The organism is Saccharopolyspora terrae (genome assembly GCF_004348435.1).
GTDB classification, from domain to species: Bacteria; Actinomycetota; Actinomycetes; order Mycobacteriales; family Pseudonocardiaceae; genus Saccharopolyspora; species Saccharopolyspora endophytica.
Genome location: NZ_SMKS01000029.1, coordinates 34165 through 59633, shown reverse-complemented (window position 1 = coordinate 59633; position 25469 = coordinate 34165). Strand labels below are relative to the sequence as shown.

Genomic DNA, 25469 nt, shown 5'->3' with positions numbered 1-25469 from the left:
CGAACGGACGCCCCTGCTACGGACCCCACTCGGCGGGAGCGTCGTCGCGGTAGAGGCCGCGCTTGGTGATGTACTGCACGATGCCGTCGGGCACGAGGTACCAGACCGGCAGGCCCGCCCGGACCCGGTCGCGGCAGCCGGTCGAGGAGATCGCCATCGCCGGGATCTCGACCAGCGACACCGACCCGTCGGGCAGGTGCGCGCTGTTGAGCGAGTAGCCGGGCCTGGTCACGCCGATGAAGTGGGCGAGCTCGAACATCTCCTCGACCCGGTGCCAGGACAGGATCTGCTCCAGGGCGTCGGCCCCGGTGATGAAGTACAGATCAGCGTCCGGGAACTGCTCGTGGAGCTCGGTGAGCGTGTCGGCGGTGTAGGTCGGGCCCTTGCGGTCGACGTCCACCCGGCTGACCAGGAACCGCGGGTTGGAGGCCGTGGCGATCACGGTCATCAGGTAGCGGTCCTCGGCCGGCGAGACGACCTCGTGGCTCTTCTGCCACGGCTGCCCGGTGGGAACGAAGATCACCTGTTCGAGGCCGAACTGCGCCTGCACTTCGCTGGCTGCCACGAGGTGTCCGTGATGAATGGGATCGAAGGTGCCACCCATGACCCCGATCCGGCGACGAGACATAGCTGACCACCCTAGATAAGCGTCACGACCAGGCACGTCAGCGGGTCACCCCGGGGTGTCGGAGGCCACGGTCCCGGCACGGATCCCCTCAAACCCCACGCCGGGACCGCGGCCGGCTGCGAGGTCCGGCCCAGGCTCCCCCCTCGACCGGACCTCGCCGCCCTGCGCGATCCTCCGCGGCTGGGGGCCCACTTCGGATCGCGGGCGCTGCCTCTTGGGCGCGCACGGGTGAGACCCGCGCGCGCCGGGAATCATGACGGCATTTTCGTCGTGATGCCGGTCACTCCTCTGGTGCGACGACCTTCCCGGTCGCGACCTCCTTGACCAGGATCGCCTCCACCGGGCAGGACTCGGCGGCGTCCACGACCTCCTCGGAGGGCTCGGACCGGTCCTGCAGGGTCTTCGAATAGCCCTCGACCAGCTCGAAGTGGTCCGGGGCGACCCCGGCGCACATCCCCGACCCGATGCAGGTGTTCGTGTCGATCTCGATCGACCAACTCATCAGCTCACCTCTCCCGTCCGCATGAGCGAGATCACTCGACACCTTGCCACGACACCATCATTCGCTGGGGACCTCGAACCAGAAGTCCCGTCTTCCACGTCACGTCCTGCTCGGGCGAGTTCGGGAAGTCCAGCCCCGGCAGCCGGGTGAGCAGGGTGCGCAGCGCGACCTGCAGCTCCATCCGGGCCAGCTGGGCGCCGAGGCAGTGGTGCGGGCCGTGCCCGAAGCCGACGTGGGACGCCTCCGCGCGCGCCAGGTCCACTGTCTCCGGGTCGTCGAAGACCGCCTCGTCCCGGTTGGCCGAACCGATGCTCGACAGCACCGGTTCGCCCGCGCGCACCAGCACACCGCCGAGCTCGACGTCCTCGGTGGCGTACCGCGCGAAACCGGCGCCGACGCCCAGCGGCACGAAGCGCAGCAGCTCCTCGACGGCGGACGGGATCAGATCCAGGTCCGCGCGCAACCGCTGCAGCTGCTCGGGGTGGGTCAGCAGCACGTGGAGGAAGTTGGGGATCTGCGAGGCGGTCGTCTCGTGCCCGGCGACGAGGATTCCGGCGGCCAGCCGGACCAGTTCGTCCTCGCTGAGCTTGTCGTGCTCGTCGCGGGCGGCGATGAGTCCGGTGATCAGGTCGTCGGCGGGCTCGGCCCGGCGCTGCGCGATCAGACCGGCGATGTAGTCCATCATCCGGTCCGTGTAATCGGTGACCTGCTCGGCGGTGAGCTTGCTGGTCGACAGGAACGCGTCCGACCAGACCCGGAAGTCCTCGCGGTCCTCGAAGGGCACGCCCAGCAGCTCGCAGATCACCGTGATCGGCAGCGGGAGCGCGAAGTCCTCGACCACGTCGACCGGGCCGCCCCGCTCGATCATCGCGCTCACCAGGTCGTCGGCGATGTCCTGGGTGCGCGGGCGCAGCTTCTCGACGCGGCGCTGGGTGAACGCCTTGGCCACCAGCCGTCGCAGGCGGGTGTGGTCGGGCGGGTCCATGCTCAGGATGCCGCCGACCTGCTGGCGCGGTCGCAGTCGCGGTTCGTCGCGCTCCATCGTTTCGGCGCGGCTGAACCTCGGATCGCCGAGGACGACCTTGACGTCCTCGTAGCGGGTGGCCAGCCAGGCCTCTTCGCCGTAGGGCAGCTTGACGCGGCTCAACGGCTCCTGCGCGCGCAACTGGGCGTAGAGCGGGTCGAGGTCGAGCGCCTCTGCGACGTTGAACGGATACGTCCGCGGCTCCGTGGTGGTCATGCGCAGCTCCCCGGGGACATCTCGTTTGTAAGCAGTCGCTTACAAACGCACGGTACGCCCGGGGAAGACGCTGCGCACGCCGCGATCAGCGATCGTCCGAAAGGTCCGTTCGCTCCAGCAGGACGGATGCCGCACGGGTGACGTAACGGACGATGACCTCGGGGTCGGCGTCCGCCAGCGGGCTCTTCCCGAGCACCGAGCGCACCATCCCGATGCCGAACACCCACGCCAGCACCAGATCGGCGCGCAGCTGCGCGTCCTCGGCGTCGGAGAGCTCCGAGAGCCGCTCGGTGTAGCGGGCGCCCAACTCGCCGCGCAGCATCTCCGCCGCCCGCTCGTCGCTCCACGAGCGCAGCATCGCCACCAGCGGGTGTTCCCCGTTGGGCTCGGCGCTGTCGAGCAGGTTGATCAGGAGCTGCCGGGGCAGCTCCTCAGCGGAGAGCTCCGCGATCACCTGCTCGCTGTTGCGCGTCAGAACCGCCGCGAACAGCTCCTGCTTCGAACCGAAGTAGCGGAACAGCAGCGCCTGGTTGGCCCCGGCGCGCGCCGCGACGTCGCGCACCGTCGTCGCGCTGAAACCGCGCTCGGTGAACAGCTCCGAGGCGGCCTGCAGCAGGGCTTCCTTGGTGGCGGCGGAGTCGCGCTTGCGTCGCGGCGCCTGCGTCAAGTTCAGCTCCCCGGCTTGGCCGGAGCGGAACCCGGCCGCACGTGGCCGTCGCCGAACGCGAGCCACTTGGTGGAGGTCAGCTCCGGCAGCCCCATCGGGCCCCGCGAGTGCAGCTTCTGGGTGGAGATGCCGATCTCGGCACCCATCCCGAACTCCCCGCCATCGGTGAAGGCGGTGCTGGCGTTGACCATCACCGCGGCCGCGTCGACCTGCGCGGTGAACTGCTGAGAGGCGCGGAAATCGCTGGTCACGATGGCTTCGGTGTGCCCGGAGCCGTGCTCGCGGATGTGCTCGACGGCGGCGGGCAGCGACTCGACGACGGCAGCGGCGATGTCCAGCGACAGGTACTCGGTGTCCCAGTCCTCGTCGGTGGCGGGCACGACGTTCGGCCCGCCGACCGCCACCACCTGCTCGTCTCCGTGCACCGTCACGCCTGCTTCGGACAGCTCGGCGATCGCGCGGGACAGGAACTCCTCGGCGATGTCGGCGTGCACCAGGAAGGTCTCCGCGGAGTTGCAGACGCTCGGGCGGCGGGCCTTGGAGTTCAGCAGGATCCGCAGCGCCATGTCGAGGTCGGCGCTGGAGTCGACGTAGACGTGGCAATTGCCCACACCGGTCTCGATGGCAGGAACCGTGGACTGCTCGACGACCGCCGCGATCAAGCCGGCGCCACCGCGCGGGATGACGACGTCGACCAGTCCGCGAGCGGTGATCAGGTGGTGCACCGAGGCCCGGTCGTGGCAGGGCAGCAGCTGGACGGCGTCCACCGGCAGGCCGTGCCGGGCGACGACGTCGCGCAGGATCCACACCAGGGCGGTGTTGGAGCTCTCCGCCGACGACGAGCCGCGCAGCAGCACCGCGTTGCCCGACTTCAAGGTCAGACCGGCGGCATCGACCGTCACGTTCGGGCGGCCCTCGTAGACGATGCCGACCACGCCGAGCGGCACCCGCACCTGGCGCAGCTGGACGCCGTTGGGCAGCACCTGGCCGCGCAGCACCTCCCCCACCGGGTCCGGCAGCCCGGCGACCGTGCGCAGACCGTCGGCCATCGCCTCGACCCGACCGGTGCTCAGAATCAACCGATCGATCAGGGCCTCGGTCATCCCGGACTCGCGGGCCGCGGCGACGTCGCGCTCGTTGGCCTCCAAGATCTCCGGCGCGCGCTTGACCAGCTCGTCGGCCATGTCCTGCAGCAGCGCGTCCTTGGCGCCGCGGGTGGCCTGGGCCAGCTCGGCGGAGGCCTCGCGGGCGCGGCGGGCGGCGTCGCGCACCTGGTCGCGCAGGTCGTCGCCGGTCGCCTTGTCAGAGGTGGGGAACTCGATGACGGTCACCCCACCAGCCTAATCCGTGACCGCACGAGCCCGGCAACGCATTTCCCGCCCCTCAGGACACCCCACCTGCAGCACCTAGAACCGCCGGATCCGGAATCCCGGCGACCGCTCCAGCTCCGCTGCCACGGCTTCGAACAGCTCCGACCCGCGCGATGCTCTGCGGGGTCCGACCAAGCGGTTCCCGACACGCCCGCGCTGCCCCGGGCGCGTGGCGTCAGCGGCGTCCGGTAGGAATTCGGGACGTGGACGAAGAAGCGCTGCGGGAACTCGCCGAAGAACGACTCCGAGCACTGGCCGGCCCCGAAGCCGCGCTGCGCGAGGACCAGTGGGCGGCGATCCGCGCGCTGGTGCTCGAACGCCGCCGCGCGCTGGTCGTGCAGCGCACCGGCTGGGGCAAGTCGGCGGTCTACTTCATCGCCACCGCGCTGCTGCGCGAGCTCGGCGAGGGACCGACCGTGATCGTCTCGCCGCTGCTGGCGCTGATGCGCAACCAGGTCGCCGCCGCGGCCAACGCCGAGGTGCACGCCGCCACCATCAACTCGGCCAACCCCGAGGAGTGGACCGACATCGAGGAGCGCGTCGCCGCGGGCGAGGTCGACGTGCTGCTGGTCAGCCCCGAGCGGCTCAACAACCCCGACTTCCGGGACACGATCCTGCCCGAGCTCACCCAGAACGCCGGGCTGCTGGTGGTCGACGAGGCGCACTGCATCTCCGACTGGGGTCACGACTTCCGCCCCGACTACCGGCGGCTGCGCACGCTGCTGACCGAACTGCCCGAGGGCGTTCCGGTGCTGGCCACCACCGCCACCGCCAACGACCGCGTGGTCGCCGACGTTTCCGATCAGCTCGGCGTCGGCGGCGAGTTCACCGATCCGCAGGAGACGCTGGTGCTGCGCGGCACGCTGGATCGCGAGAGCCTGCGGCTCGGGGTCGTGCGGCTGCCCACCGCGCAGGCCCGCCTGGGCTGGCTGGCGGGACGTCTCAAGGAGCTGCCCGGCTCGGGCATCATCTACACGCTCACCGTCGCCGCGGCCCACGAGATCACCTCCTACCTGCGGGAACAGGGCTACGAGGTGGCCGCCTACTCGGGCAAGACCGACCCGGCGGAGCGGGAGCAGGCCGAAGCGGACCTGCTCAACAACCGGGTCAAGGCCCTGGTGGCGACCTCCGCGCTCGGGATGGGCTTCGACAAGCCCGACCTCGGCTTCGTGGTGCACGTGGGCGCGCCGTCCTCGCCGATCGCCTACTACCAGCAGATCGGTCGTGCCGGTCGTGGCGTGCAGCGCGCCGAAGTGCTGCTGCTGCCCGGCCCGGAGGATCGCGAGATCTGGAGCTACTTCGCCTCGCTGGCGTTCCCGCCGGAGCACACCGTGCGCGCCGTCCTCGACACCCTCGCCGAGCAGGGCAAGCTCTCCACCGCCGCCCTGGAACCGCACGTGGAGCTGGGCCGCAACCGGTTGGAGATGGTCCTCAAGGTCCTCGACGTCGACGGCGCGGTCCAGCGGGTCAAGGGCGGCTGGGAGGCCACCGGCGAGCCGTGGCACTACGACGCCGAGCGCTACCGGCGGATCGAGGCCGAGCGCCAGGCCGAGCAGCAGGCGATGATCGACTACGAGACCACGTCGTCCTGCCGGATGGAGTTCCTGCGCCGCCAGCTCGACGACCCGCACGCCGAACCCTGCGGGCGCTGCGACAACTGCACCGGGTCGGGCTACTCCGCCGAGGTCGACGAGCAAGCCGTGCAGCAGGCGCAGGAGCGGTTGCAGCGGCCGGGCGTGGACATCGCGCCGCGCAAGATGTGGCCGAGCGGCATGTCCGCGCTGGGTGTGGACGCCTCCGGCAAGCTGCCCGCCGACGAGCAGGCCACCACGGGTCGCGCGATCGGCAGGCTCACCGACATCGGTTGGGGCAACCGGCTGCGAGAACTGCTGGCCGCCGGGGCTCCCGACCAGGAGCTGCCGGACGACCTGTTCCAGGCCGCGATCAAGGTGCTGGCCGCGTGGGAGTGGGAGCAGCGCCCGGTCGGTGTCGTGGCCCTGGGCTCGCGGACGCGGCCGAAGCTGGTGCGCAGCCTGGCCGAGCGCATCGCCGGGATCGGCCGGTTGCCGCTGCTCGGCGAGGTCCTGACCAACCCGAACACGACGCCGAACCGCGCCACCAACAGCGCGCAGCGGGTGGCGTCGCTGTGGCGCCAGTTCAAGATCGACGAGGAGTTGGCGGGCAAGTTGGCGGCCCTGGACGGTCCGGTGCTGCTGATGGACGACTACGCCGACACCGGTTGGACCGCAACGGTCGTCGGCCGCATGATCCGCCGGGCCGGTGCGCCCGCGGTGCTGCCGTTCACCCTCGCCTCGACCAGCTGACCACCGCCTCGGCCAGCGCCGGCAGCGGCAGCGGGCCGTGGGCCAGCACCAGGTCGTGGAAGGCGTGCAGGTCGAACCCCGGATGGCGTTCGGCCTGCGCGCGCAGCCGCTGGATCTCCAGCCGTCCGACCATGTAGGACAGCGCCTGTCCGGGAGCTTCAACGTAGCGGTCGGTTTCGCTCTGCACCTCCACCTCGGGCAGGAGCGTGTGGGCGCGCAGGAAGTCCACCACTCTCGACCGGGGCCAGCCGAAGGCGTGCAGACCGGTGTCGACGACCAGCCGGGCGGCGCGCGTGGAGTCCATCGCGAGCATCCCCAGGCGGCTGAGATCGTCGCTGTAGAGCCCCATCTCGTCGGCCAGCCGTTCCACGTAGAGGCCCCAGCCCTCGATGTAGGCGTTGAAACCGGCGATCCGCCGGATCATCGGGAGGTCGGTGAGTTCCTGGGTGAGGCTGATCTGGAAGTGGTGGCCGGGCACGGCCTCGTGGAACGCCAGCGCCTCGGCGAGGAATCGCGGCCGCTGCTCGGCCGCGTGGGTGTTGGCGAAGTAGGTTCCGGCCCGGGACCCGTCGACAGGGCCCGGCAGGTACGCGGCGCCGACGGCGTCCGGCGCCTGGTCCGCGGGGAACGGCTCGACCCGGCAGCGGTGCTTCGGCGTCCGGCCGAACCACCCGGGCGCGGCGGCTTCCGCCCTGGCCACAGCGGCTTTCGCGGCCGCGAGCAGTTCCTCGCCGCTGGACCAGCGCAGCGCCACGTCGGTGCGCATCCGGTCGCGGATCTCGGCGGCATCGCGCAGGCCGAAGACGCGGGAGCCGATCTCGGCGTACTCCTCGTCGAGCTCGGCCAGCAGGTCGAGCCCGGTGCGGTGCAGCTCCTCGGGCGTGCGGTCGGTCGTGGTGTGCATTCGGGCGAGGGCGGTGTAGGTCTGGCCGCCGTCGGGGAGGAAGCAGAGGCCGGGTTCGTCGTCGGACCTGCCGGGAAGCTCCCGCAAGACGTCCCGGTAGGCGGCGAACGCGGGCCTGATCTCCTCGGCCAGCAGGCGATCCCGCTCCTCCTCGGAGCTCAGCGGTGGCCTGCGCGCGGGTCGTCCTGCGGTGCGGCCAGATGGGCGTCGAGGTGCTCGATCGCGACGCGCACCCGGCGGGCGACCGGCAGCCGTCCTGCCCGCGCACCGGCCAGGTGCCGCCTGCCGCTCTTGGCCAGGAAGTCCGGAACCGCCTCCAGCGCGGTCAGGAAGTCCCGCTCCTGATCGGGGTTCTCGGGCTGCCGCTGCGGGAGGATCTCCATCAGCCTGCCCAGCGGTGAGACCGCCGAGTCGTGCATCGTGTGCTCGACCAGGCGGGAACCGATGCGGGTGGCCACGGCCTCCGCCTCGGCGATCACCACCTCCCGGGTGAGGTCGTCGCCATCGAGGTCACGGGCTGCGGCGGCGATGCGCGAGGCGCGAGAGCGCAGAACAGCCTCGGCGTCCTCGTCCGGATCGTTGAGCCGGTCGGCCGTTCCGGGCAAGCCCTGCAGCAACTCGTTGAGCGGGTTCTCGGCGACGAGAACCTTTACCAGCTCGTCCGCCAGCGCGCGCACCTCGGTCATCCCGGCAGTCTGCATCAGCGGACGCGTCCCGCTCACCTGGATTTCCCGATTCCAGTTAGGACTCGGACCTTTCACCCAAGCAGTCGAGCGCATACCGTGTCGACACCCCATTCTCGGGCGCGACGCGGAGGTTGCGATGTCCCAGGACGAAGCCGTGGCCCACAAGCTCCCGGTCCGAACGCTGGTCGCGGCGAGCATCGGTAACGCCATCGAGTGGTACGACTGGACCATCTACACCGCGTTCAGCGTGTACTTCGCCTCCGCCTTCTTCCCCGGCGAATGGGCCCTGATCAACACGCTGGCCACGTTCGCGCTCGCGTTCTTCTTCCGCCCGCTCGGCGGCTGGATGCTCGGCCGCTTCGCCGACCTGCGCGGGCGCAAGACCGCGATGCTGGTGACGATCGCGTTGATGGCCGGCGGCTCGTTGATCATCGGTGTCCTGCCGACCTTCGAGTCCATCGGGTGGCTGGCGTCGATCCTGCTCATCCTCGCCCGCATCGGGCAGGGCCTCTCGCTCGGCGGCGAGGTCTCCAACGCCTCGGCCTACCTCGCCGAGATCGCGCCTCCGTCGCGGCGCGGCCGGTACTCGTCGTTCTTCTACATCTCCACGGGTGCCGCGCTGCTCATCGCCTCGCTGCTGGGATTCCTGCTGACCTCCGTGCTCAGCGAGGACCAGCTCACCTCCTACGGCTGGCGGATCCCGTTCATCGTCGGCGGCGTGCTCGGGCTCGTCGGCATCTGGTTGCGGCGCACGCTGACCGAGACCGAGCAGTACGAGGAGAACAAGACCAAGGCCAAGGCCCTGAAGAACCCGCTGATGCTGACGCTGCGGGAGCACCCCAAGGCCGTCGGGCAGCTCATCGGGTTCTCGATGCTCTCGACGCTGTGCTACTACACGTTCTTCAGCGCGCTCACGCCGTTCGCGGTGAAGAACCGCGACGCCGACGCCACCGACGTGTTCCTCGCGCTGTCCATCGCGACGGCGCTGTTCATCGCGCTGCAGTACCCGATGGGCGCGGTGTCCGACCGCTACGGCCGCAAACCGCAGCTGCTGGTGTGGTCGGCGGCCACCGCGATCCTCATCGTGCCGCTGTCCAGCCTGGTGCGGCCGGGCCTGGGCGGCCTGCTCGTCGTGTTCTGCGTCGGTGTCGGGCTCTACACCGCGATGACCTCGATCGCGCCGGCGATCATGTCGGAGCTGTTCCCCACCGAGCTGCGCGGGCTGGGCATCGGCGCCTGGTACAACCTCACGGTCGCCGTCTTCGGCGGCACGGCACCGCTGGTCATCCAGGCCTTCGCCGAGTTCGGCATCGCCACGGGCTTCTTCTGGTACATCGCGGTGGGCGCGGTGATCGCGTTCTTCGTCATCCGCACGCTGCCCGAGACCCGGGCCACCGAACTGCGCTGAGTCAGCGCATCGGCACGAGGTCGTCGGCATGGACGACCTCTCGGCGCTGCTCCGGCGGGAGGTCGTGGGTGGAGCGACCGATCAGGGTCGGGAGCTCTTCGACGTCGTAGGCGACGACGCCGCGGGCCACGACCTTGCCGGTCGGGCTGAGGAGTTCAACCACGTCGCCGCCGTCGAAAGCGCCCTCGACGGCGGTGATCCCGGCGGCCAGCAGGGACCGGCGGCGCTTGACGACCGCGGCGACGGCACCGTCGTCCAACCAGAGGCGGCCGTTGGCCCCGGCGGCGTGGGCGAGCCAGAACCGCCGAGCCGACAGGCGGTTCCCGGTCGCGGCGAACGCCGTTCCCACGTCCGCCGCCCCCAAGGCGCTCTCGGCGTTGGCCGACGACGTGAGCAGGACCGGAATGCCGGAGGTGCAGGCGACTTTCGCCGCCGCGACCTTCGACGCCATGCCGCCGGTGCCCAACCCGGACGCACCCGAGCTGCCCGCGTCGACACCGGCCATGTCGGCTGCGCCGGTGACCTCGCGGATCACCTTCGATCCGCCCTTGCGCGGATCGCCGTCGTAGAGCGCGTCCACATCGGACAGCAGGATCAGCGCGTCGGCACCGACCAGGTGCGAGACCAGCGCCGCCAGCCGATCGTTGTCGCCGAAGCGGATCTCGGTGGTGGCCACCGTGTCGTTCTCGTTGACCACCGGCACCACACCCAGCCCGAGCAGCCGGTTCAGGGTGCGCTGCGCGTTGCGGTAGTTGCTGCGGCGCACCACGTCATCGGCGGTGAGCAGCACCTGGCCGACGGTGAGGTCGAAGCGGGCGAACGACTCGGCGTAGGCGTGCGCGAGCGCCAGCTGCCCCACCGACGCCGCGGCCTGCTGCGTCGCCAGGTCCTTCGGCCTGCGGCGCAGGCCCATCGGCGCGATCCCGGCGGCGATGGCGCCCGAGGAGACCAGCACGACCTGTCCCCCGGCGGCGACCCGCTTCGCGACCGTGTCCACCAGGACCGACAGCCGCTCGGAGTCCAAGCCGCCCTCGGTGGTCGTCAACGAGGACGAACCGACCTTCACCACGATCCGCTGCGCGGCCGCGACCGCCTGCCGAGTCGCCGAGAGGCTCACTCGTCGTCCTCCTCCTCGCCCCCGACGTAGCGGCCGAACTCGTCCAGCCCGCTACCGCGGCGCGCCTGCTTGGCGATCTTGCGCTCGTGCGCCGAAACCCGGTCGTCGGACTCCAGCCGCAGGTCGTGACCGCGCCGACCGAGCAGGTTGGCCATCCCCGCCGGGGTGGAGGGCTCCCAGTCGAAGGTCATGGTGCCGATGGTGACCTGGCTGCCGGGCTCGGCGCCCTGCTTGGCCAGCGCGTCCTCCACGCCCAGCTTCGCCAGCCGGTCGGCGAGGAAGCCCACGGCCTCGCTGTTGTTGAAGTCGGTCTGCCGGATCCAGCGCTCCGGCTTCTCGCCGCGAACGATGAAGGCGTCCTCGTCCTCCGGGTCGGGTTCGACGGTGAAACCACCGTCGTCGACCGCGGTCGGCCGGACCACCACGCGCGCCGGTTCCGGCTCGGGCAGCGTCTCGCGGTAGCGCTCGACCTCGGCACCCATCGCGAAGCTCAGCTCGCGCAGGCCCTCGCGGGAGGCGGTGGAGATCTCGAAGACCGGCCAGCCCCGCTCCTCGACCTCCGCGCGCACGAAGTCGGCGAGCTCGCGGGCCTCCGGCACGTCGATCTTGTTCAGCACCACCATGCGCGGGCGGTCGGCCAGGTCGGCGCCGCCCTGCTCGGCGGCCAGCGCCGGGGTGTACTCGGCGAGCTCGTTCTCCAGCGCGTCGATGTCGGAGATCGGGTCGCGGCCCGGCTCCAGCGTGGCGCAGTCGACCACGTGGACCAGCACCGCGCAGCGCTCGATGTGCCGCAGGAAGTCCAGGCCCAGACCGCGCCCCTGGCTGGCGCCGGGGATCAGGCCGGGCACGTCGGCGACGGTGAACACCGTCTCGCCCGCGGTCACCACGCCGAGGTTGGGGACCAAGGTGGTGAAGGGGTAGTCGGCGATCTTCGGCTTCGCGGCCGAGACCACCGAGATCAGCGAGGACTTGCCCGCCGACGGGAAACCGAGCAGGCCGACGTCGGCGACCGACTTCAGCTCCAGCACCAGTTCCAGCTCTTCGCCGGGCTCGCCGAGCAGCGCGAAGCCCGGCGCCTTGCGGGCCTTGGATGCGAGCGCGGCGTTGCCGAGGCCGCCGCGACCGCCGGCCGCCGCGATGAAGGTGGTTCCCGTGCCGACCAGGTCGGCCAGCACCTCACCGTCGGGGGTCAGCACGACGGTGCCGTCCGGGACCGGCAGCACCAGGTCCTCGCCCTGGGCGCCGTTGCGGTGGCCGCCCTTGCCGGGCTGCCCCTTCACCGCGCGGGCGTTGGGCCGGTAGTGGAAGTCGAGCAGGGTGTGCACGCCGGAGTCGACGACGAGGCGGACGTCGCCGCCCTTGCCACCGTTGCCGCCGTCCGGACCACCCAGCGGCTTGAACTTCTCCCTGTGCACCGAGGCGCAGCCATTTCCACCGTCGCCCGCGGCGACGCTGATGGTCACGCGGTCAACGAACCGCGACACGAATGCCTCCAGGAAGATCAAGCCGAGCGGCCGCCCGGCGGGTAGAGCTCTTGGTCTCGATTGCAACAGCGGCGCGACCGGCGTGCTTCCCGACCGCGGTGCAGGTCACCCCGGACAACACAAAGCGAGGGGCGGCCCGGTCATGCCGGTTCCGCCCCTCGCCGGGAAGTTGCTGGCCTGCGTCGAGAGCCGGATCAGGCCTCGACGAGCTGCACGCTGACGGCCTTGCGGCCGCGGTAACGTCCGAACTCGACGGTACCGGCGGACAGCGCGAACAGGGTGTCGTCGTTGCCCCGACCCACGTTCAGACCCGGGTGGAACTTGGTCCCACGCTGACGGATCAGGATCTCACCGGCCTTGACGACCTGGCCGCCGTAGCGCTTCACCCCGAGGTACTTGGGGTTCGAGTCGCGGCCGTTCCGAGAGCTGGATGCGCCCTTCTTGTGTGCCATGACTACTCAGGTCCTCACTTGTTGATGCCGGTGACCTTCACCCGGGTCAGCTTCTGACGGTGACCCTGGCGCTTGTGGTAGCCGGTCTTGTTCTTGAACTTGTGGATGCGGATCTTGGGGCCCTTGGTCTGCTCGACCAGCTCGCCGGTCACCGACACCTTGGTCAGCGCGTCGACGTCGGTCGTGACCTCGGAGCCATCGACGACCAGAACCGCCGGGAGCGCGACCTCGGAGCCCAGCTCGCCATCGAGCTTCTCGACCTCGACGACGTCCCCGACAGCCACCTTGTACTGCTTGCCGCCGGTCTTGACGATCGCGTACATGAGTCGGAAGTCTCCTGCTGCTCGGTTTCGCTAATTCACCAGGTTGCGGCGGACGTCCGCCACGATCACGAGGATCGGGGCTTCCTACCACGCCGCTGGTGCAGCGTCTCGGTGGGTTCCTGTCTCAGCAGCGAGGACCGCGCGAGCGACCGCACTCGAAACAGGCGTTTAATCTCTCCGCCCGTCCGGCGGCGAGAAGTTCTCACCCATCATACAGACCAGGTTTCCGTCCCCGATCGACCGGGGCGGTACCACCAGTGCGGATCCGCGGATCACGCGCTGACGGGCGAGCCGAAACAGCATAAGCGAGCTCGCCGCGGACCGGCGAACCGCCCCCGCCGCCGTGGCGCATCCCGGCCAGATTTCCCCGTTCCGCAACCATCGTGACCTGCCCTTGCTACCGTCAGTGGCCGCCCGTGATGATCTAGGGAAACGCAGAGTGACTGACACCGCTTCGCAGACCGACCACCAGGCCGCCGCGCCCACCGCACCAGCCGCCCCCGGTCCGGTGCACCCCTTCGGTCCGCTGCTGCTGGGGCTGTCGGCCGTCGTGCCGCCGCTGATGATGCTGCGCGAGATCCTGCGCTACCCGCAGATGCACTTCTACGACTACTGGTGGGTCCTGCTCGACATCACCGACGTCGACGGCTCGCTGCGCCCCGAAGCGCTGCTGGGATTCCGCAACGAGCACCCGTTCGTGCTGCCCAGCCTGCTGTTCTGGCTCAGCGCCCGCTTCGGCCACGGCCTCAACCAGCCGCTGGGCCTGGCCGTGCTGGCGATGGGCGCGGGCTGCGTCCTGCTGGTGCTGGCGATGCTGCCCGAGCACCTCGACCCCTGGCAGCGGGCGGGACTCCTCGCGGCGACCTCGACGCTGGTGTTCAACCCGCACGGCATCCACAACTACGTGCGCTCGATGAGCGGCGCCTCGTGGATCCTGGCGATGCTGCTGGTCCTGGGTGCGCTGCTGGCGATGCACCGGGAGCACCGCGCGATCGCCGTGGTGCTGGGCCTGCTGGCCTCGATCAGCTACGGCACCTCCTTCGCGGTGTGGCCGGCGCTGGCGCTGGTGGCGTGGCTGCGCGGCGACCGGCGGAAGTGGATCGCGACCCCGCTGGTGGTCGGGCTCGTGGTGGTCGCGACCTGGCTGGTGCTGCGCGGCCCGCAGGGCGGCGGCGGGAGCTCGCCGACCGACGATCCGGCGCAGGCGATGCTGGCCGGGCTGAGCATGCTCGGCATGGTGTGGACCGGCACCGACCCCTCGGTCGCGCTGCTGGCGGGAGTGGCCGGGCTCGGCGTGCTGGTGCTGCACGCGAACCAGACCACCGCCGAACGGCGGATCGCCGCGCCGTGGTGGGGGCTGGCGCTGTACGCGCTGGGCTGCGCGGTGATGATCTCCGGCTCGCGCGCCGCGTTCGGCGAGTCGGCCGGGCTGCAGAGCCGCTACAACAGCATGACCGCCGCGTTGTGGATCGCGGTGCTGGTCATCGTGGTCGCCTGGGCGCGCTGGCCGCGGTTCCGCGCGGTCGCGGTGGGCGGCGCGGTGCTGGCCACGGTCGCGCTCGGGGCGCCGATGGCGCAGAGCGTGCGGGCCGACGCGCCCAACCAGCAGCTGCTGGCGGTCGCCGCGCGGATCGGGCACCCCGACGCCTTCACCGACCGCTTCCCCTCGCCCGGACAGCTGCTGCCCCGCCTCCAGGCGCTCGGGCACTACCCCTTCTCCCCCGAGTTCTCGCTCGGCTGCCCCGACGGGCTCAACGTCGGCGACCGGGTCAGCACCGCGACCTGGCGCACGCCCAGCGTCGACTCGCTGCGCGAACCGCGACCGGACGGCCGCGACGTCGTGCTCAACGCCGAGACCGACCAGGTCCAGGGCGGCGCGCGGATGCTCAAGGGCTGGGCGATCTCCGGCATCGAACGCGCTCGCTGCGTGGCCGTGCTCGACCAGACCGGGACGGTCGTCGGCGGCGGCGTGGTCGACCTCCCGCGCTCGGACGCCGAGGCGGCCACGCCCGGCATCGAGAGCGGGCTCGGCTTCCAGGCCGTCGCCCCCGCCCAACCGGGTCCGCTGCGCGTGGCGTTCCAGTTCCCCGACGGCTGGTGGATCCGGCCGCTCACGGAGAAACCGCAGGTGGCGCGATGACGATCCCGGAAGTCTCACTGCTGGCTCCCGCCAAGGACGAGCGCGACAGCCTGCCGAAGCTCTTCGCCGAGATCAGCGAGGCCATGGCAGGCCAGCACCGCGAGTGGGAGCTGGTGATCGTCGACGACGGCAGCACCGACGACAGCTGGCAGGTCATCACCGAGCACGCCGCGCGGGACCCGCGCATCCGGGGCATCCGGCTGCGCCGCAACTTCGGCAAGGCCGCCGCGCTGGCCGCCGGGGTCTCCGAGCTGCGCGGCGAGCTCATGGTCACCCTCGACGCCGACCTGCAGGACGATCCCTCCGAGATCCCCCGGCTGCTGGCCGAGCTGGACTCCGGGACGGACCTGGTCAGCGGCCACAAGGCGCAGCGCAAGGACCCGCTGGGCAAGCGGCTGCCGTCGAAGGTGTTCAACTGGTTCACCGGGCTGATCACCGGGCTGCGGCTGTCGGACCACAACTGCGGGCTGAAGGCCGCGCGCACCGAGGTGTACCGGCGGGTTCCGCTGTACGGGGAGCTGCACCGCTACATCCCGGCGCTGGCGCACCAGCTCGGATACCGGGTCGTGGAGCGGACGGTCAACCACCGGGCGCGGCAGCACGGGGTGTCCAAGTACGGGCTGGAGCGCTACGCGCGCGGCGCGCTGGACCTGCTCACGGTGATGGCGCTGACCCGCTACGGACGCCGTCCTGCGCACCTGTTCGGCGGGCTCGGGATGCTGGCGGGGACGCTGGGAACTCTGGTGCTGCTGTACTTGACCGGGGTGTGGTTGTTCACCGAGGAATCGATCGGAACTCGTCCACTTCTGACGCTCGGGATCCTGTTGGAGATTTTCGGAGTTCAGATGATCTCGCTGGGTCTTCTGGCCGAACTCGTGCTGCACCGAACCGGTCGTGAGCACGACGTGACGGTGCTGGTCGCGGACCAGACCACGCGGACTGCGAATTCAGCACAACACGCTTCGTGACCGAACATTTCAACTCGGAACACAGCGCGGTAACGAGCTCCTGACAAAGCGATTGCGCATTACCTGACGCAAATGCGAAATAGGCCAGGGGGCGGCAGAACACACCCTGTCATCGCCCGTATGGTCTCCCCCGTGCAGCAAGAGTCGGCGAAGAAATTGCGGTTGCTCGCCACGCTTCTCGGGCTGGTGGGCACCGTCCTGGCGCTACTTGTCCCGTTCCTCCCCGTCAACCACAAGGTGGGGACGTTGCGGTGGCCGACAGCGGAGGGAACCAAGTCGGTCTCCGCCCCACTGGTGACCTACGCACCGGTGTGGCTGGACGCGAAGGTCCCGTGCGCCTCGGCGCGCAGCCTGGACGCGAGAACCGAAGGCCCGGGGTTGTTGCTGAGCACCAACTCGCCCGATTCGGACTCCGGTCAGCTCACCGGTCTCGTCCTGCAGGTCGACAACGGGCAGGCGCTGCTCTACTCCAAGGGCCAGCAGATCGGCACCACACCGCTGCCCGCCGGTGACTGCACCCTGAAGGTGCACGCCGACGCCGAAGGCACCACCGCCACGATCGGCAAGGAGCGCTGGGTCAACCAGACCGGCGACCAGCGCCCCCAGCTGACCGGCATCTACTCCACTTTGGACAACACCCGCGACGACGTGCGCGGGCTGGACTTCCAGGCCAGGGTGGACAACCGGTTCAGCTCGTGGGCGACGCCGCTGAAGACGACCGTCATCGTGCTGACCCTGGCCTCGTTCATCGGCTCCGTGCTGTGCCTGCGACGCCTGGACGCCCTCGCCGGCCGGCGCGCTCCACGCCTGGCGCCGAAGCGCTGGTGGAAGCCGACGCTGCGCGACATCTCGGTGTTCGTCGCGCTCGGGATCTGGTGGCTGATCGGGGCGATGACCTCCGATGACGGCTACGTGCTGAGCATGGTGCGCTCGGAGCAGAGCGCCGGCTACGTCAGCAACTACTACCGCTGGTTCGCCAACCCGGAATCGCCGTTCGGCTGGTTCTACGAGGTCTACTCGCTGTGGGTGAGGGTGTCGACCGCGACCCCGTGGGTCCGGTTGCCGGCGCTGCTGATGGGCATCATCAGCTGGCTGCTGATCTCCCGCGAGGTGCTCCCCCGCCTGGGCCAGCAGGTCCGGCGCAGCAACGCCGCCGGCTGGGCCGCGGCCGCGGTGTTCCTCGCCTTCTGGCTGCCCTACAACAACGGTCTGCGCGCCGAGCCGGTCGTGGTGCTGTTCTCGCTGCTCGCGCTGTGCGCCGTCGAGCGCGCGGTGAGCACCGAGCGGCTGACGCCCGCCGCGCTGGGCCTGGTCGCCGCCGCCCTGTCGGTGGGCGTCAACCCGCACGGCCTGATCGCCGTGCTCCCCTACATCGCCGGGTTCAAGCCGCTGCACCGGATGGTGCGCAAGCGAGCGCAGGAGTTCGGCTGGCTCCCGGTGCTGGCGCCGCTCATGGCGTCCGGGTTCGTGATCCTCACGCTGGTGTTCTACGACCAGACGTGGCGGTCGGTGATGGACTCGATGGAGCTCAAGACGACCTTCGGCCCCAACGGCCGCTGGTACGAGGAGCTCAGCCGCTACCTGCTGCTGTTCAGCGAGAGCCCGGACGGTTCGCTCAGCCGCCGCTTCCCGGTGCTGCTGGTGATCCTGTGCGTGGCGACCTGCGGCGTGGTGCTGCTGCGCCGGGGCCGGATCCGCGGTGCCGCGTTGGGCCCGAGCCGCCGACTGCTGGCGGTGGCCGCGATGTCCTTCGCGGTGCTGGCGCTCACGCCCACCAAGCACACCCACCACTTCGGCATCTTCGCCGCGGTCGGCGGCGCGCTCGCGGCGCTCACCGCGCTGGCCACCAGCACCACCGTGCTGCGCTCGCGGCGCAACCGGATGGCGTTCGTGACCGGTCTGCTGGTGATCCTGGCCTTCGCCGCCACCGGGCCGAACGCCTGGTGGTACGTCTCCGGCTGGGGCGTCCCGTGGTTCGACAAGCCGCCGTCGATCAAGGGCTACAAGGCGAGCACGATGATCCTGGTGCTCGCGATGATCACCGGCATCATCGCCGTGGTCGAGCACCTGCGGATCGACGAGAACAACCCGAAGGTCGTCGACGAGAGCTGGGAGAGCAAGGAGAAGCGCAACCTCGCGTTGCGCTGGGGCACGGCGCCGCTGTCGGTGCTGTGCGCGCTGATGGTGCTCGGTGAGCTCGCCGCGTTCGGCAAGGGCATCGTCGAGCAGGGGCCGAGCTACACGCTGGGCACCGACAACATCAAGCAGCTCACCCAGCAGAGCTGCGGCCTGTCCGACTCGGTCGGGGTGGAGACCAACCCGCGCGAGGGCGTGCTCAAGGCGTCCGCGCAGCAGCCGACCGTGCCGGCCCCGGCCAAGCAGCCCGATCTGAAGCTGCCGCCGCAGCGCCTGGCCAACCAGGAGAACGCCCAGCAGTACCTGCAGCCCAAGCAGGTCGGCTTCACCGACCCGGGCGTGCCGCCGACCGACGAGTCCTCACCGGACACGCCGAGCTGGCGCCCGCCGAACCAGTTCGGCGGACCCGAGGCCCCGGTGTGGGGCAGCTACGACGAAGAGGGGCAGGGCACCGGTGAGCTGCGCACTCCGTGGTACGACATCCCGGAGGAGGCCCAGACCGGCAAGCTGCCGGTGGCGATCAGCATCGCCGGTTCGGAGACGGGCGCGAACCAGGTCTACTTCGAACTGGGCAAGGACACCCCGCAGGGCTTCCAGCTGACCAACCGGTACCCGGTTCAGCAGGGCCCGCCGCCGGGATGGCGCGAGCACCGCTACCTGCTCGGCGGAGAGGCCGAGGGCGCGACGAAGCTGCGGATGGTGCTGGTCGACCAGTCCCTGGGGCAGAGCGGCTGGCTGGCGGTGTCGGCACCGCGCGTGCCGAAGCTGACCCAGCTCACGAAGTTCGTCGGCAACGACCCGACGTTCGTGGAGTGGCCTGCCGGGCTGGTGCACCCGTGCCTGGAGATCTCGGGGCTGTACAACGGCATCGCGGAGATGCCGAAGTTCCGGGTCAGCGCGGGCGAGGAGGTCCGGGGCATCGGTGAGGGCTGGTCCTCGCCGGACGCCGGTGGGCCGTTCGGCTGGATGACGGTGTCGTCGAGCGTGCGCAACCTGCCGACCTACCTGACCAACGACCCGCAGAAGGACTGGGGCTCGCTGTACCAGGTGCACCCCTACACGCCGGACGCGTTGCCCGCCTCGGCAGCGCTGGAGCTGCACACCGAGACGCACTCGGGCCTGTGGTCCCCGGGGCCGCCCGCTCAGGGCCTGGACCTGCCGGGCGACATGCCCAGCTCCGACGACAGGACCGACATCCCGTCCTTCGACACCGAGGAGAACTGATCCACCCAGGCGGAGCCCCGGTCCCGAGGGACCGGGGCTCCGCGCGTTCCCGGTCCGCGAGCCGGCGCTTCCCCTTCGCTCGGCCGCGGTGGCGGGTCGCCCTGTCCGGGGGCATCGCATACTGCTGGGTGTGCGGTACTGGGAGTCGTCGCCTTCGGCGGAGCTGCGAGGGTTCGTGTCCTGCCTGTGGGGGCACGGAGCCGCTCCGGCCGGAGGCTCGCAGCTGGTCGTGCCCGACGGCTGCGTCGACCTGATCTGGCGAGCGGGACGGGTCGAGGCCGTCGGCCCCGACACAGGGTCCTGGGTCTCCGGGCTGGACGCCGGAGCACCGATGTTCGGCATCCGGGCCCGACCGGGGATGGCCCGGCTGCTGCTCGGCGTCCCCGCAGCTGAGCTGCAGGACCTGCGGGTCGACGCCACCGAGCTCTGGGGCTCCCGAGGACGCGACCTCGCCGACGCCGTCGACGAGCATCCCGAGCTGGCCCCCGCGCTGCTGGAGCGCTTCGCGCGGGAGCGCCTGACCGAGTGGGAGCCCGACCCCGCCGTGGCGGTCGCGGTCGCCGCCCTGGACGATCCACGACCGCCGTCGGTGCGCGCGCTGGCCGGGCGGATCGGCATGTCCGAGCGGCAGCTGCGGCGCCGGATCGCCGACGCCGTCGGCTACGGGCCGCAGACGCTGGTGAGCGTGCTGCGGTTCCAGCGGGCCGTGCGCAGCAGCGGCGAGCACCGGCTCGCCGACCTCTCCCACCGCTGCGGCTACGCCGACCAAGCCCACCTGACCAGGGAGTTCCGCCGGCTGTCCGGCCTGACCCCGAAGCGGTACTTCGCGCGGGATCAGGCCGCGTCGTAGGCGCTCAGGACGCGCAGCGCGTCGAGCGTGACCCGGGGCCTGCCTTCCAGCGCCGTGCTCGGCGACCACTCCAGCCACTGGATCGGCCAGCCGCCGTCCTCGCGCTGCTGCGACGCCAGGTGGTCCAGGCCCCGCTCGATCTCGGCGTCGCTGAACCACCGACGGGCCAGGCTCGTCGGGGACGCCGCGTAGTCGCAGACCCCCGGGATCTCACCGGAGGCGTAGCCGGGAGCCACCCGCGCCAGCTCCGGGCGTTCGGGATCGAGCAGCACGTAGCCGGCCTCGCGGATCAACCCGCCGATGCGCTCGGCCGCTCGCTCGGCCCGCTCCCGGTCGGGCACGTGGTCGAGGAACGCGACCGAGGCGATCGCCTCGTAGGGGTGGGTCTCGGTGAGCGCGTCGACGCCCTTCCAGCAGAACTCGGTCGCGCCCGACAGCCACGGGTGCTCGACGGCGTTCTTGTGCAGCACGCCCGCCAGCAGCGCGGTCGACAGCAGCGATCCCTCGGGTTCCTCGACCACCGGGATCCACGGGGCGTGCGGGTAGTCGCCGAGCCGCACGTCGCCGCCGGGCACGCCGCCGTCCGGGCGGGTGATGGTGGTGAGGTGGTCGCAGATGGCGGGGGCGTCCTCGGCGCAGCGGCCGATCTCGTCCAGGATCGTCAGCGCGGTCCAGGTCTGCAGCGGCTGGCTGATGGGGCCGCGCGCGTCCGGTTCCAGGCCGTAGCCGTACCCGCCGTCGGAGCAGCGGTATGCCTCCAGAGCGGTGTGGACCGCCGCTGCCGAACCCTCGGCGTGGAGGTGTTCGAAGCGGCGCTGTTCCAGCACGCGGGCCGTGAGCCAGATGAAGCGCTCGGCGTCCGCCAGGCGCTGCGGTGTGCAACGAGTCATGCCCCCGACGTTAAGCGGAAATGGCCGACCCGTTCTTGAACGGATCGGCCATTTCCGGTGTTGATCGGGTCAGCCCTCGACCGGCGGACCGGACGGGCGCGAGACCGCGCGGCGGCGGGCCCTGCGGACCGGGGCGGCCGGCTCGATGTTGGCCAGACCGTCGTCGGTCGACTGCTTCGGCTCCGGCTTGGCCACCACCAGCGGCTGGACCGGGGCGCCCGCGCTACCGGCGGACCGCACGGCCTTGCGGCGCGGACGGACCCCGTTGGACTCCGCCGGCGACTCGGCCGGCTCCGGCTGCTTCTGCTCGACCGCGGCGGCCGGGGTCTCGGCGACCTGCGGCTTCGTCTCGGCGACCGGCTCGACTGGCTTGGCGGCCTCGGGCTCAGGCTTCGGCTCGACGGGCTTGGCGGCCTCGACGGGCTCGGGCTTCGGCTCGGCAGCCTTGGGCTCCTCGGCCTTCGGCTCCGGCTTCGACTCGACCGGAGCGGGCTCGGGCTTGCGCTCCTCGGCCTTCGCCTCGACCTTCGGCTCCGGCTTCGACTCGGGCTTGGGCTCCGGCTTGGTGTCCGCCTTGACCTCGGCCTTCGGCTCCGGCTTGGACTCGGTCTTCTGCTCGGCCTTGGGCTCGGGGGCCTGCTGGTCGGCGTCCTGCTGCTTGCCGCGGTTGCGGTTGCGGCGGCCACCGTTGCCACCACCGCTCTGGGCGCTGCCGTTGCCGCCACCGCCGTTGCCGTGCTGGTGGTTGATCGGCTCGGTGGAGACCATCAGCCCGCGCCCGCGGCAGTGCTCGCAGGTGCTGCTGTAGGCCTCCAGCAGACCGGTGCCGACCCGCTTGCGGGTCATCTGCACCAGGCCCAGCGAGGTCACCTCGGCGACCTGGTGGCGGGTGCGGTCGCGGCCCAGGCACTCGGTGAGCCGGCGCAGCACCAGGTCGCGGTTGGACTCCAGCACCATGTCGATGAAGTCGATGACGATGATGCCGCCGATGTCGCGCAACCGGAGCTGGCGGACGATCTCCTCCGCGGCCTCCAGGTTGTTGCGGGTGACCGTCTCCTCCAGGTTGCCACCGGAGCCGGTGAACTTGCCGGTGTTGACGTCGATCACCGTCATGGCCTCGGTGCGGTCGATGACCAGGTAACCACCGGAGGGCAGCCAGACCTTGCGGTCCAGCGCCTTGGCGATCTGCTCGTTGATCCGCTTCTCGTGGAACACGTCGTTCTTGCCGACGTGCTTGTCCAGCCGGGACGCCAGGTCGGGCGCCACGTGCTGGACGTAGGCCTCGATGGTCTCCCACGCGTCGTTGCCCTGGACGGTCATCGACGAGAAGTCCTCGGTGAACAGGTCGCGGACGACCTTGATCAGCAGGTCGGGCTCCTCGTAGAGCAGCTGCGGGGCGTTCGCGCCGGGGGTCTCGGCCTTCTCCTTGATGACCTCCCACTGCGCCTGCAGCCGCCGCACGTCGCGGTCCAGCGCTTCTTCGCTGGTGCCCTCGGAGGCGGTGCGGATGATCACGCCGGCGTTGTCCGGCACGATCCGCTTGAGGATCTCCTTGAGCCGCTTGCGCTCGTTGTCGGGCAGCTTGCGGCTGATACCGGTGGCGCCGCCGCCCGGCACGTAGACCAGGAACCGGCCCGGCAGGCTGATCTGGGTGGTCAGCCGCGCGCCCTTGTGACCGACCGGGTCCTTGGTGACCTGCACCAGGACGCTGTCGCCGGTCTGCAGGGCCTGCTCGATGCGGCGGGCCTTGCCCGCCAGCCCGGCGGCGTCCCAGTCGACCTCACCGGCGTAGAGGACCGCGTTGCGGCCCCGGCCGATGTCGACGAAGGCGGCTTCCATGCTGGGCAGCACGTTCTGCACGCGGCCCAGGTAGACGTTGCCGACCAGCGAGCCGGTGCCCGAGGAGGTCACGAAGTTCTCGACGAGGACGTTGTCCTCCAGAACCGCGATCTGGGTCTGGTCACCGTTCTGGCGGACCACCATCTTGCGGTCGACCGACTCGCGGCGGGCCAGGAACTCCGACTCCGACAGCACAGGCGCGCGACGCCGACCGGCTTCGCGGCCGTCGCGGCGGCGCTGGCGCTTGGCCTCCAGGCGGGTCGAGCCCTTGACCGCGCGGACCTCGTCGTCGCTGGAGTCCTGCCGCGAGGGTTCGGCGGCGGGCTCGCGCACGTGCACCACGGTGTTCGGCGGGTCGTCCTCGCGGCTGCCGCTCTCGTCGTCCGACGAGCCCTTGCGGCGACGACGGCGACGACGGCGGCGGGAGCCCTCGGACTGGCCTTCGGACTCACCGGCCTGCTCGTCGGAGGACTCCTCGGAGCCCTCACCGGAGGTCTCGGCCTGGGCGGCCTCGGACTGGTTGTCCTCGGACCCCTCCTCGCCACCGGACTCGCTGTCGGAGTCGGCGCCGCGACCCCGGCCGCGGCCCCGGCGACCACGACGGCGACGGCGGCGGCTGCCGGAGTCACCCGAGTCGTCATCGCCGTCGGCGGCGGAGTCGGACTCCCCCTCCTCGGAGGTGGTCTCAGCGGCGGGCTCCGCGGCCGGTGCCGCGGGTGCGGCCTCGGCGGGCTCCGGCTCGGCGGCGGCCGGGCGCTGCGCCGGCGGCTGCGGGGCCAGGAACATGGCCTCCGGAGCCGCGAACAGCGGCGTCAGGCCGACCGAGGACTCCTCCGCCTCGGACGGCGGGGACGCGAAGTCCGCAGCGGGCACCGCGGCGCTCTGCTCGGCCTCAGCGGCCTCGCTCGACCCGGTCGCCGGTTCCTCGGAAGCCGGAGCGGCCTCGGCCGCGTCCTCGCCTTCCTCGGCGACCAGCTCGGGGTTGAGCGTCTGAACGACGCGCAGGGCCAGATCCCGGTTGATGTTCGACTGGGCGCTGCGGACGGGCTCACCGAGCTCGTCCAGCGCCTTGATGATCTCCCGGCTGCTGGCTCCCAGCAGCTTGGCGAGCGCGTGCACCCTGAGCTTCGCGGGCAACTCGATGGTGCCCTGCGCATCCTGGGTGGGTGTGGGCGATTGCCCGCTGGCGTTGTTCCCAGCGGGCGTATCCATGTTCAACATCCAGCTCCTCCGCCCCCGGGCGCGTCCGGGTGGACGCGGCCGCACAGAGGCATGTGCGATCTTTTAGTTTCCGCCGCCCGCGGGCGACGGCAATTCTTCGTGGTCCCTCCGCCCCGGACCTGCAGGCCGGGAAGCCGTACGGCGGGTCGACGACGTCACGCCGTCCGTCACCCGGCCGCGGGCTCACCCGCCGGAGTCCGGTCGCCGTCTGAGTCCTGGGCCAACGGGTCGGCAATGCCTCCCCCGTCATCGAGCCGACCCTGTTCCAGCCGGGTCGCGCTCGCGGCGGCCGACGGTTCCAGACCGGCGACGACACGCAGGGCGCTCAGTACGTCGTCGGGCCGTACGACGGGTGTTGTCTGCCGCACGACCGTTACGAGTATCCCATACGGTGCGGACGCCTCGGGCCAATCGTCCACCTGGGCGGTCGCGTGGCGTTTTTGATCACGCTGCGCAATCGGCCGAGGACCTTCCCAGACCTCCGCGCTGAGCAGCGCGGCACGCGCGTCGATGGTGCGGCGACCGTCCTTGGTCATCCGCTCGACCAGCGCGCTGTCGGCCGCCATCAGCTGCTCCGCGGCCTGGCGCAGTTCGGCCACTCCCGTGCCGGGCATGTCGATGCGCCACTTGCTGACCACGAGCAGGTCCGCGAGCGGCCCCGGACGCGCCTCCACCGCCGTGAGCAGGTCGATCCCGTCAGGCAGGGCGGCGTCCAGCTCGGCGCGCAGCGACTCGGGCTCGACGCGTTCGACTAACTGCAGCTCGAGGTACTCGGCCTCGCTGGACACACCGGTGGGCACGGCTCCCGCCCACGACACCTTGGGGTGCGGGCTGAAGCCCTGGGAGTAGGCCATCGGTACGCCGGCCCGGCGCAGCGCGCGCTCGAAGGTGCGCGCCACGTCGCGGTGCGAGGTGAACCGCAGCCTGCCCCGCTTGGCGTAGCGCAGGCGCAGCTTCTGCACCGGCGGCGCCGAAGGATTGGGGTGATCTCGCCGACTCAGAATGCCTCCCCGACCATGATCGTCACCGCCGGTCCCCCCGGACCGCTGTCGACGACGATGCTTGCTTGCTCAACCGCGTGGTGACAACACCCAGC

The 25469-nt window shown here is 71.0% G+C and carries 18 protein-coding genes and 1 pseudogene; 6 read left to right on the top strand and 13 right to left on the bottom strand.

From position 1 onward, the window contains the following. Positions 1 to 16 precede the first annotated feature (16 nt). The 5 genes from nadD to E1181_RS17460 all read right to left on the bottom strand — a co-directional run bounded on the left by nadD (position 17) and on the right by E1181_RS17460 (position 4368). Complete coding sequence (gene nadD / locus E1181_RS17480) at positions 17 to 628, bottom strand: nicotinate-nucleotide adenylyltransferase (protein ID WP_132676067.1); 612 nt, start codon at positions 626 to 628, stop codon at positions 17 to 19. 280 nt (positions 629 to 908) lie between these two features. Further along, positions 909 to 1130, bottom strand: coding sequence for a ferredoxin (locus E1181_RS17475; protein WP_132676065.1), 222 nt, complete (start codon positions 1128 to 1130; stop codon positions 909 to 911). Between the two features lie 31 nt (positions 1131 to 1161). Further along, on the bottom strand, positions 1162 to 2370 hold the full coding sequence (locus E1181_RS17470; RefSeq protein WP_132676063.1) for a cytochrome P450: 1209 nt from the start codon (positions 2368 to 2370) through the stop codon (positions 1162 to 1164). An 85-nt stretch (positions 2371 to 2455) separates the two neighbouring features. Beyond that, positions 2456 to 3037, bottom strand: a complete 582-nt coding sequence (locus tag E1181_RS17465; RefSeq protein ID WP_132676061.1) for a TetR/AcrR family transcriptional regulator — start codon at positions 3035 to 3037, stop codon at positions 2456 to 2458. Positions 3038 to 3039: 2 nt separating this feature from the next. Continuing rightward, positions 3040 to 4368 (bottom strand): glutamate-5-semialdehyde dehydrogenase, encoded by a 1329-nt coding sequence (locus tag E1181_RS17460; RefSeq protein WP_132676059.1) that lies wholly within the window; start codon positions 4366 to 4368, stop codon positions 3040 to 3042. 242 nt (positions 4369 to 4610) lie between these two features. Between E1181_RS17460 and E1181_RS17455 the strand changes: the two genes are divergently transcribed. Beyond that, positions 4611 to 6731: a RecQ family ATP-dependent DNA helicase gene (locus E1181_RS17455; protein WP_132676057.1), complete on the top strand. Its 2121-nt coding sequence runs from the start codon at positions 4611 to 4613 to the stop codon at positions 6729 to 6731. Here E1181_RS17455 and E1181_RS33065 read toward each other — a convergent pair. Further along, a pseudogene (locus E1181_RS33065) lies at positions 6709 to 8321 on the bottom strand (DUF885 domain-containing protein). The gene E1181_RS17455 and the pseudogene E1181_RS33065 sit on opposite strands and share 23 nt — an antisense overlap. 136 nt (positions 8322 to 8457) lie before the next feature. Here E1181_RS33065 and E1181_RS17445 point away from each other — a divergent pair. Continuing rightward, positions 8458 to 9729 carry an MFS transporter gene (locus E1181_RS17445; protein WP_132676055.1) on the top strand — a complete coding sequence of 424 codons (1272 nt, stop codon included), beginning with the start codon at positions 8458 to 8460 and terminating at the stop codon, positions 9727 to 9729. A 1-nt stretch (position 9730) separates the two neighbouring features. Here E1181_RS17445 and proB read toward each other — a convergent pair whose 3' ends face one another. The 4 genes from proB to rplU form a co-directional block, all read right to left on the bottom strand. After that, positions 9731 to 10846 (bottom strand): glutamate 5-kinase, encoded by a 1116-nt coding sequence (gene proB / locus E1181_RS17440; RefSeq protein WP_132676053.1) that lies wholly within the window; start codon positions 10844 to 10846, stop codon positions 9731 to 9733. Next, complete coding sequence (obgE, locus tag E1181_RS17435) at positions 10843 to 12342, bottom strand: GTPase ObgE (protein WP_132676109.1); 1500 nt, start codon at positions 12340 to 12342, stop codon at positions 10843 to 10845. Before obgE ends, proB begins: the two co-directional genes overlap by 4 nt. 182 nt (positions 12343 to 12524) lie before the next feature. Beyond that, positions 12525 to 12782 carry a 50S ribosomal protein L27 gene (gene rpmA / locus E1181_RS17430; RefSeq protein ID WP_132676051.1) on the bottom strand — a complete coding sequence of 86 codons (258 nt, stop codon included), beginning with the start codon at positions 12780 to 12782 and terminating at the stop codon, positions 12525 to 12527. A gap of 14 nt (positions 12783 to 12796) precedes the next feature. Beyond that, the gene (gene rplU / locus E1181_RS17425; protein WP_132676049.1) at positions 12797 to 13105 is read right to left on the bottom strand and encodes a 50S ribosomal protein L21; all 309 of its coding nucleotides are present in this window, start codon (positions 13103 to 13105) and stop codon (positions 12797 to 12799) included. A 439-nt stretch (positions 13106 to 13544) separates the two neighbouring features. Here rplU and E1181_RS17420 point away from each other — a divergent pair, with 439 nt between their 5' ends. The 4 genes from E1181_RS17420 to E1181_RS17405 all read left to right on the top strand — a co-directional run bounded on the left by E1181_RS17420 (position 13545) and on the right by E1181_RS17405 (position 20423). After that, positions 13545 to 15245 carry a hypothetical protein gene (locus E1181_RS17420; RefSeq protein WP_132676047.1) on the top strand — a complete coding sequence of 567 codons (1701 nt, stop codon included), beginning with the start codon at positions 13545 to 13547 and terminating at the stop codon, positions 15243 to 15245. Next, positions 15242 to 16213: a glycosyltransferase family 2 protein gene (locus E1181_RS17415; RefSeq protein ID WP_132676045.1), complete on the top strand. Its 972-nt coding sequence runs from the start codon at positions 15242 to 15244 to the stop codon at positions 16211 to 16213. The genes E1181_RS17420 and E1181_RS17415 overlap by 4 nt, the downstream gene beginning before the upstream one ends. 132 nt (positions 16214 to 16345) lie before the next feature. Next, positions 16346 to 19573 carry an arabinosyltransferase domain-containing protein gene (locus E1181_RS17410; RefSeq protein WP_235876844.1) on the top strand — a complete coding sequence of 1076 codons (3228 nt, stop codon included), beginning with the start codon at positions 16346 to 16348 and terminating at the stop codon, positions 19571 to 19573. A gap of 130 nt (positions 19574 to 19703) precedes the next feature. Next, positions 19704 to 20423 (top strand): helix-turn-helix transcriptional regulator, encoded by a 720-nt coding sequence (locus tag E1181_RS17405; RefSeq protein ID WP_207922192.1) that lies wholly within the window; start codon positions 19704 to 19706, stop codon positions 20421 to 20423. On the opposite strand, the gene E1181_RS17400 is transcribed toward E1181_RS17405, so the two are convergent. From E1181_RS17400 to E1181_RS17390, 3 genes are all read right to left on the bottom strand, one after another. Continuing rightward, positions 20408 to 21313: a hypothetical protein gene (locus E1181_RS17400; RefSeq protein ID WP_132676041.1), complete on the bottom strand. Its 906-nt coding sequence runs from the start codon at positions 21311 to 21313 to the stop codon at positions 20408 to 20410. The two genes, E1181_RS17405 and E1181_RS17400, sit on opposite strands and share 16 nt — an antisense overlap. Positions 21314 to 21382: 69 nt before the next feature. After that, positions 21383 to 24373 carry a translation initiation factor IF-2 N-terminal domain-containing protein gene (locus E1181_RS17395; protein ID WP_132676039.1) on the bottom strand — a complete coding sequence of 997 codons (2991 nt, stop codon included), beginning with the start codon at positions 24371 to 24373 and terminating at the stop codon, positions 21383 to 21385. 167 nt (positions 24374 to 24540) lie between these two features. Further along, complete coding sequence (locus tag E1181_RS17390; protein ID WP_132676037.1) at positions 24541 to 25335, bottom strand: TIGR03936 family radical SAM-associated protein; 795 nt, start codon at positions 25333 to 25335, stop codon at positions 24541 to 24543. Positions 25336 to 25469: the final 134 nt, after the last annotated feature.

Coding starts and splice junctions, on each gene's coding strand:
- rplU (WP_132676049.1), bottom strand. CDS start 13,105: ATGTACGCGATCGTCAAGACCGGCGGCAAGCAGTACAAGGTGGCTGTC.
- nadD (WP_132676067.1), bottom strand. CDS start 628: ATGTCTCGTCGCCGGATCGGGGTCATGGGTGGCACCTTCGATCCCATT.
- E1181_RS17445 (WP_132676055.1), top strand. CDS start 8,458: ATGTCCCAGGACGAAGCCGTGGCCCACAAGCTCCCGGTCCGAACGCTG.
- E1181_RS17470 (WP_132676063.1), bottom strand. CDS start 2,370: ATGACCACCACGGAGCCGCGGACGTATCCGTTCAACGTCGCAGAGGCG.
- E1181_RS17475 (WP_132676065.1), bottom strand. CDS start 1,130: ATGAGTTGGTCGATCGAGATCGACACGAACACCTGCATCGGGTCGGGG.
- rpmA (WP_132676051.1), bottom strand. CDS start 12,782: ATGGCACACAAGAAGGGCGCATCCAGCTCTCGGAACGGCCGCGACTCG.
- E1181_RS17395 (WP_132676039.1), bottom strand. CDS start 24,373: ATGTTGAACATGGATACGCCCGCTGGGAACAACGCCAGCGGGCAATCG.
- E1181_RS17415 (WP_132676045.1), top strand. CDS start 15,242: ATGACGATCCCGGAAGTCTCACTGCTGGCTCCCGCCAAGGACGAGCGC.
- E1181_RS17400 (WP_132676041.1), bottom strand. CDS start 21,313: ATGACTCGTTGCACACCGCAGCGCCTGGCGGACGCCGAGCGCTTCATC.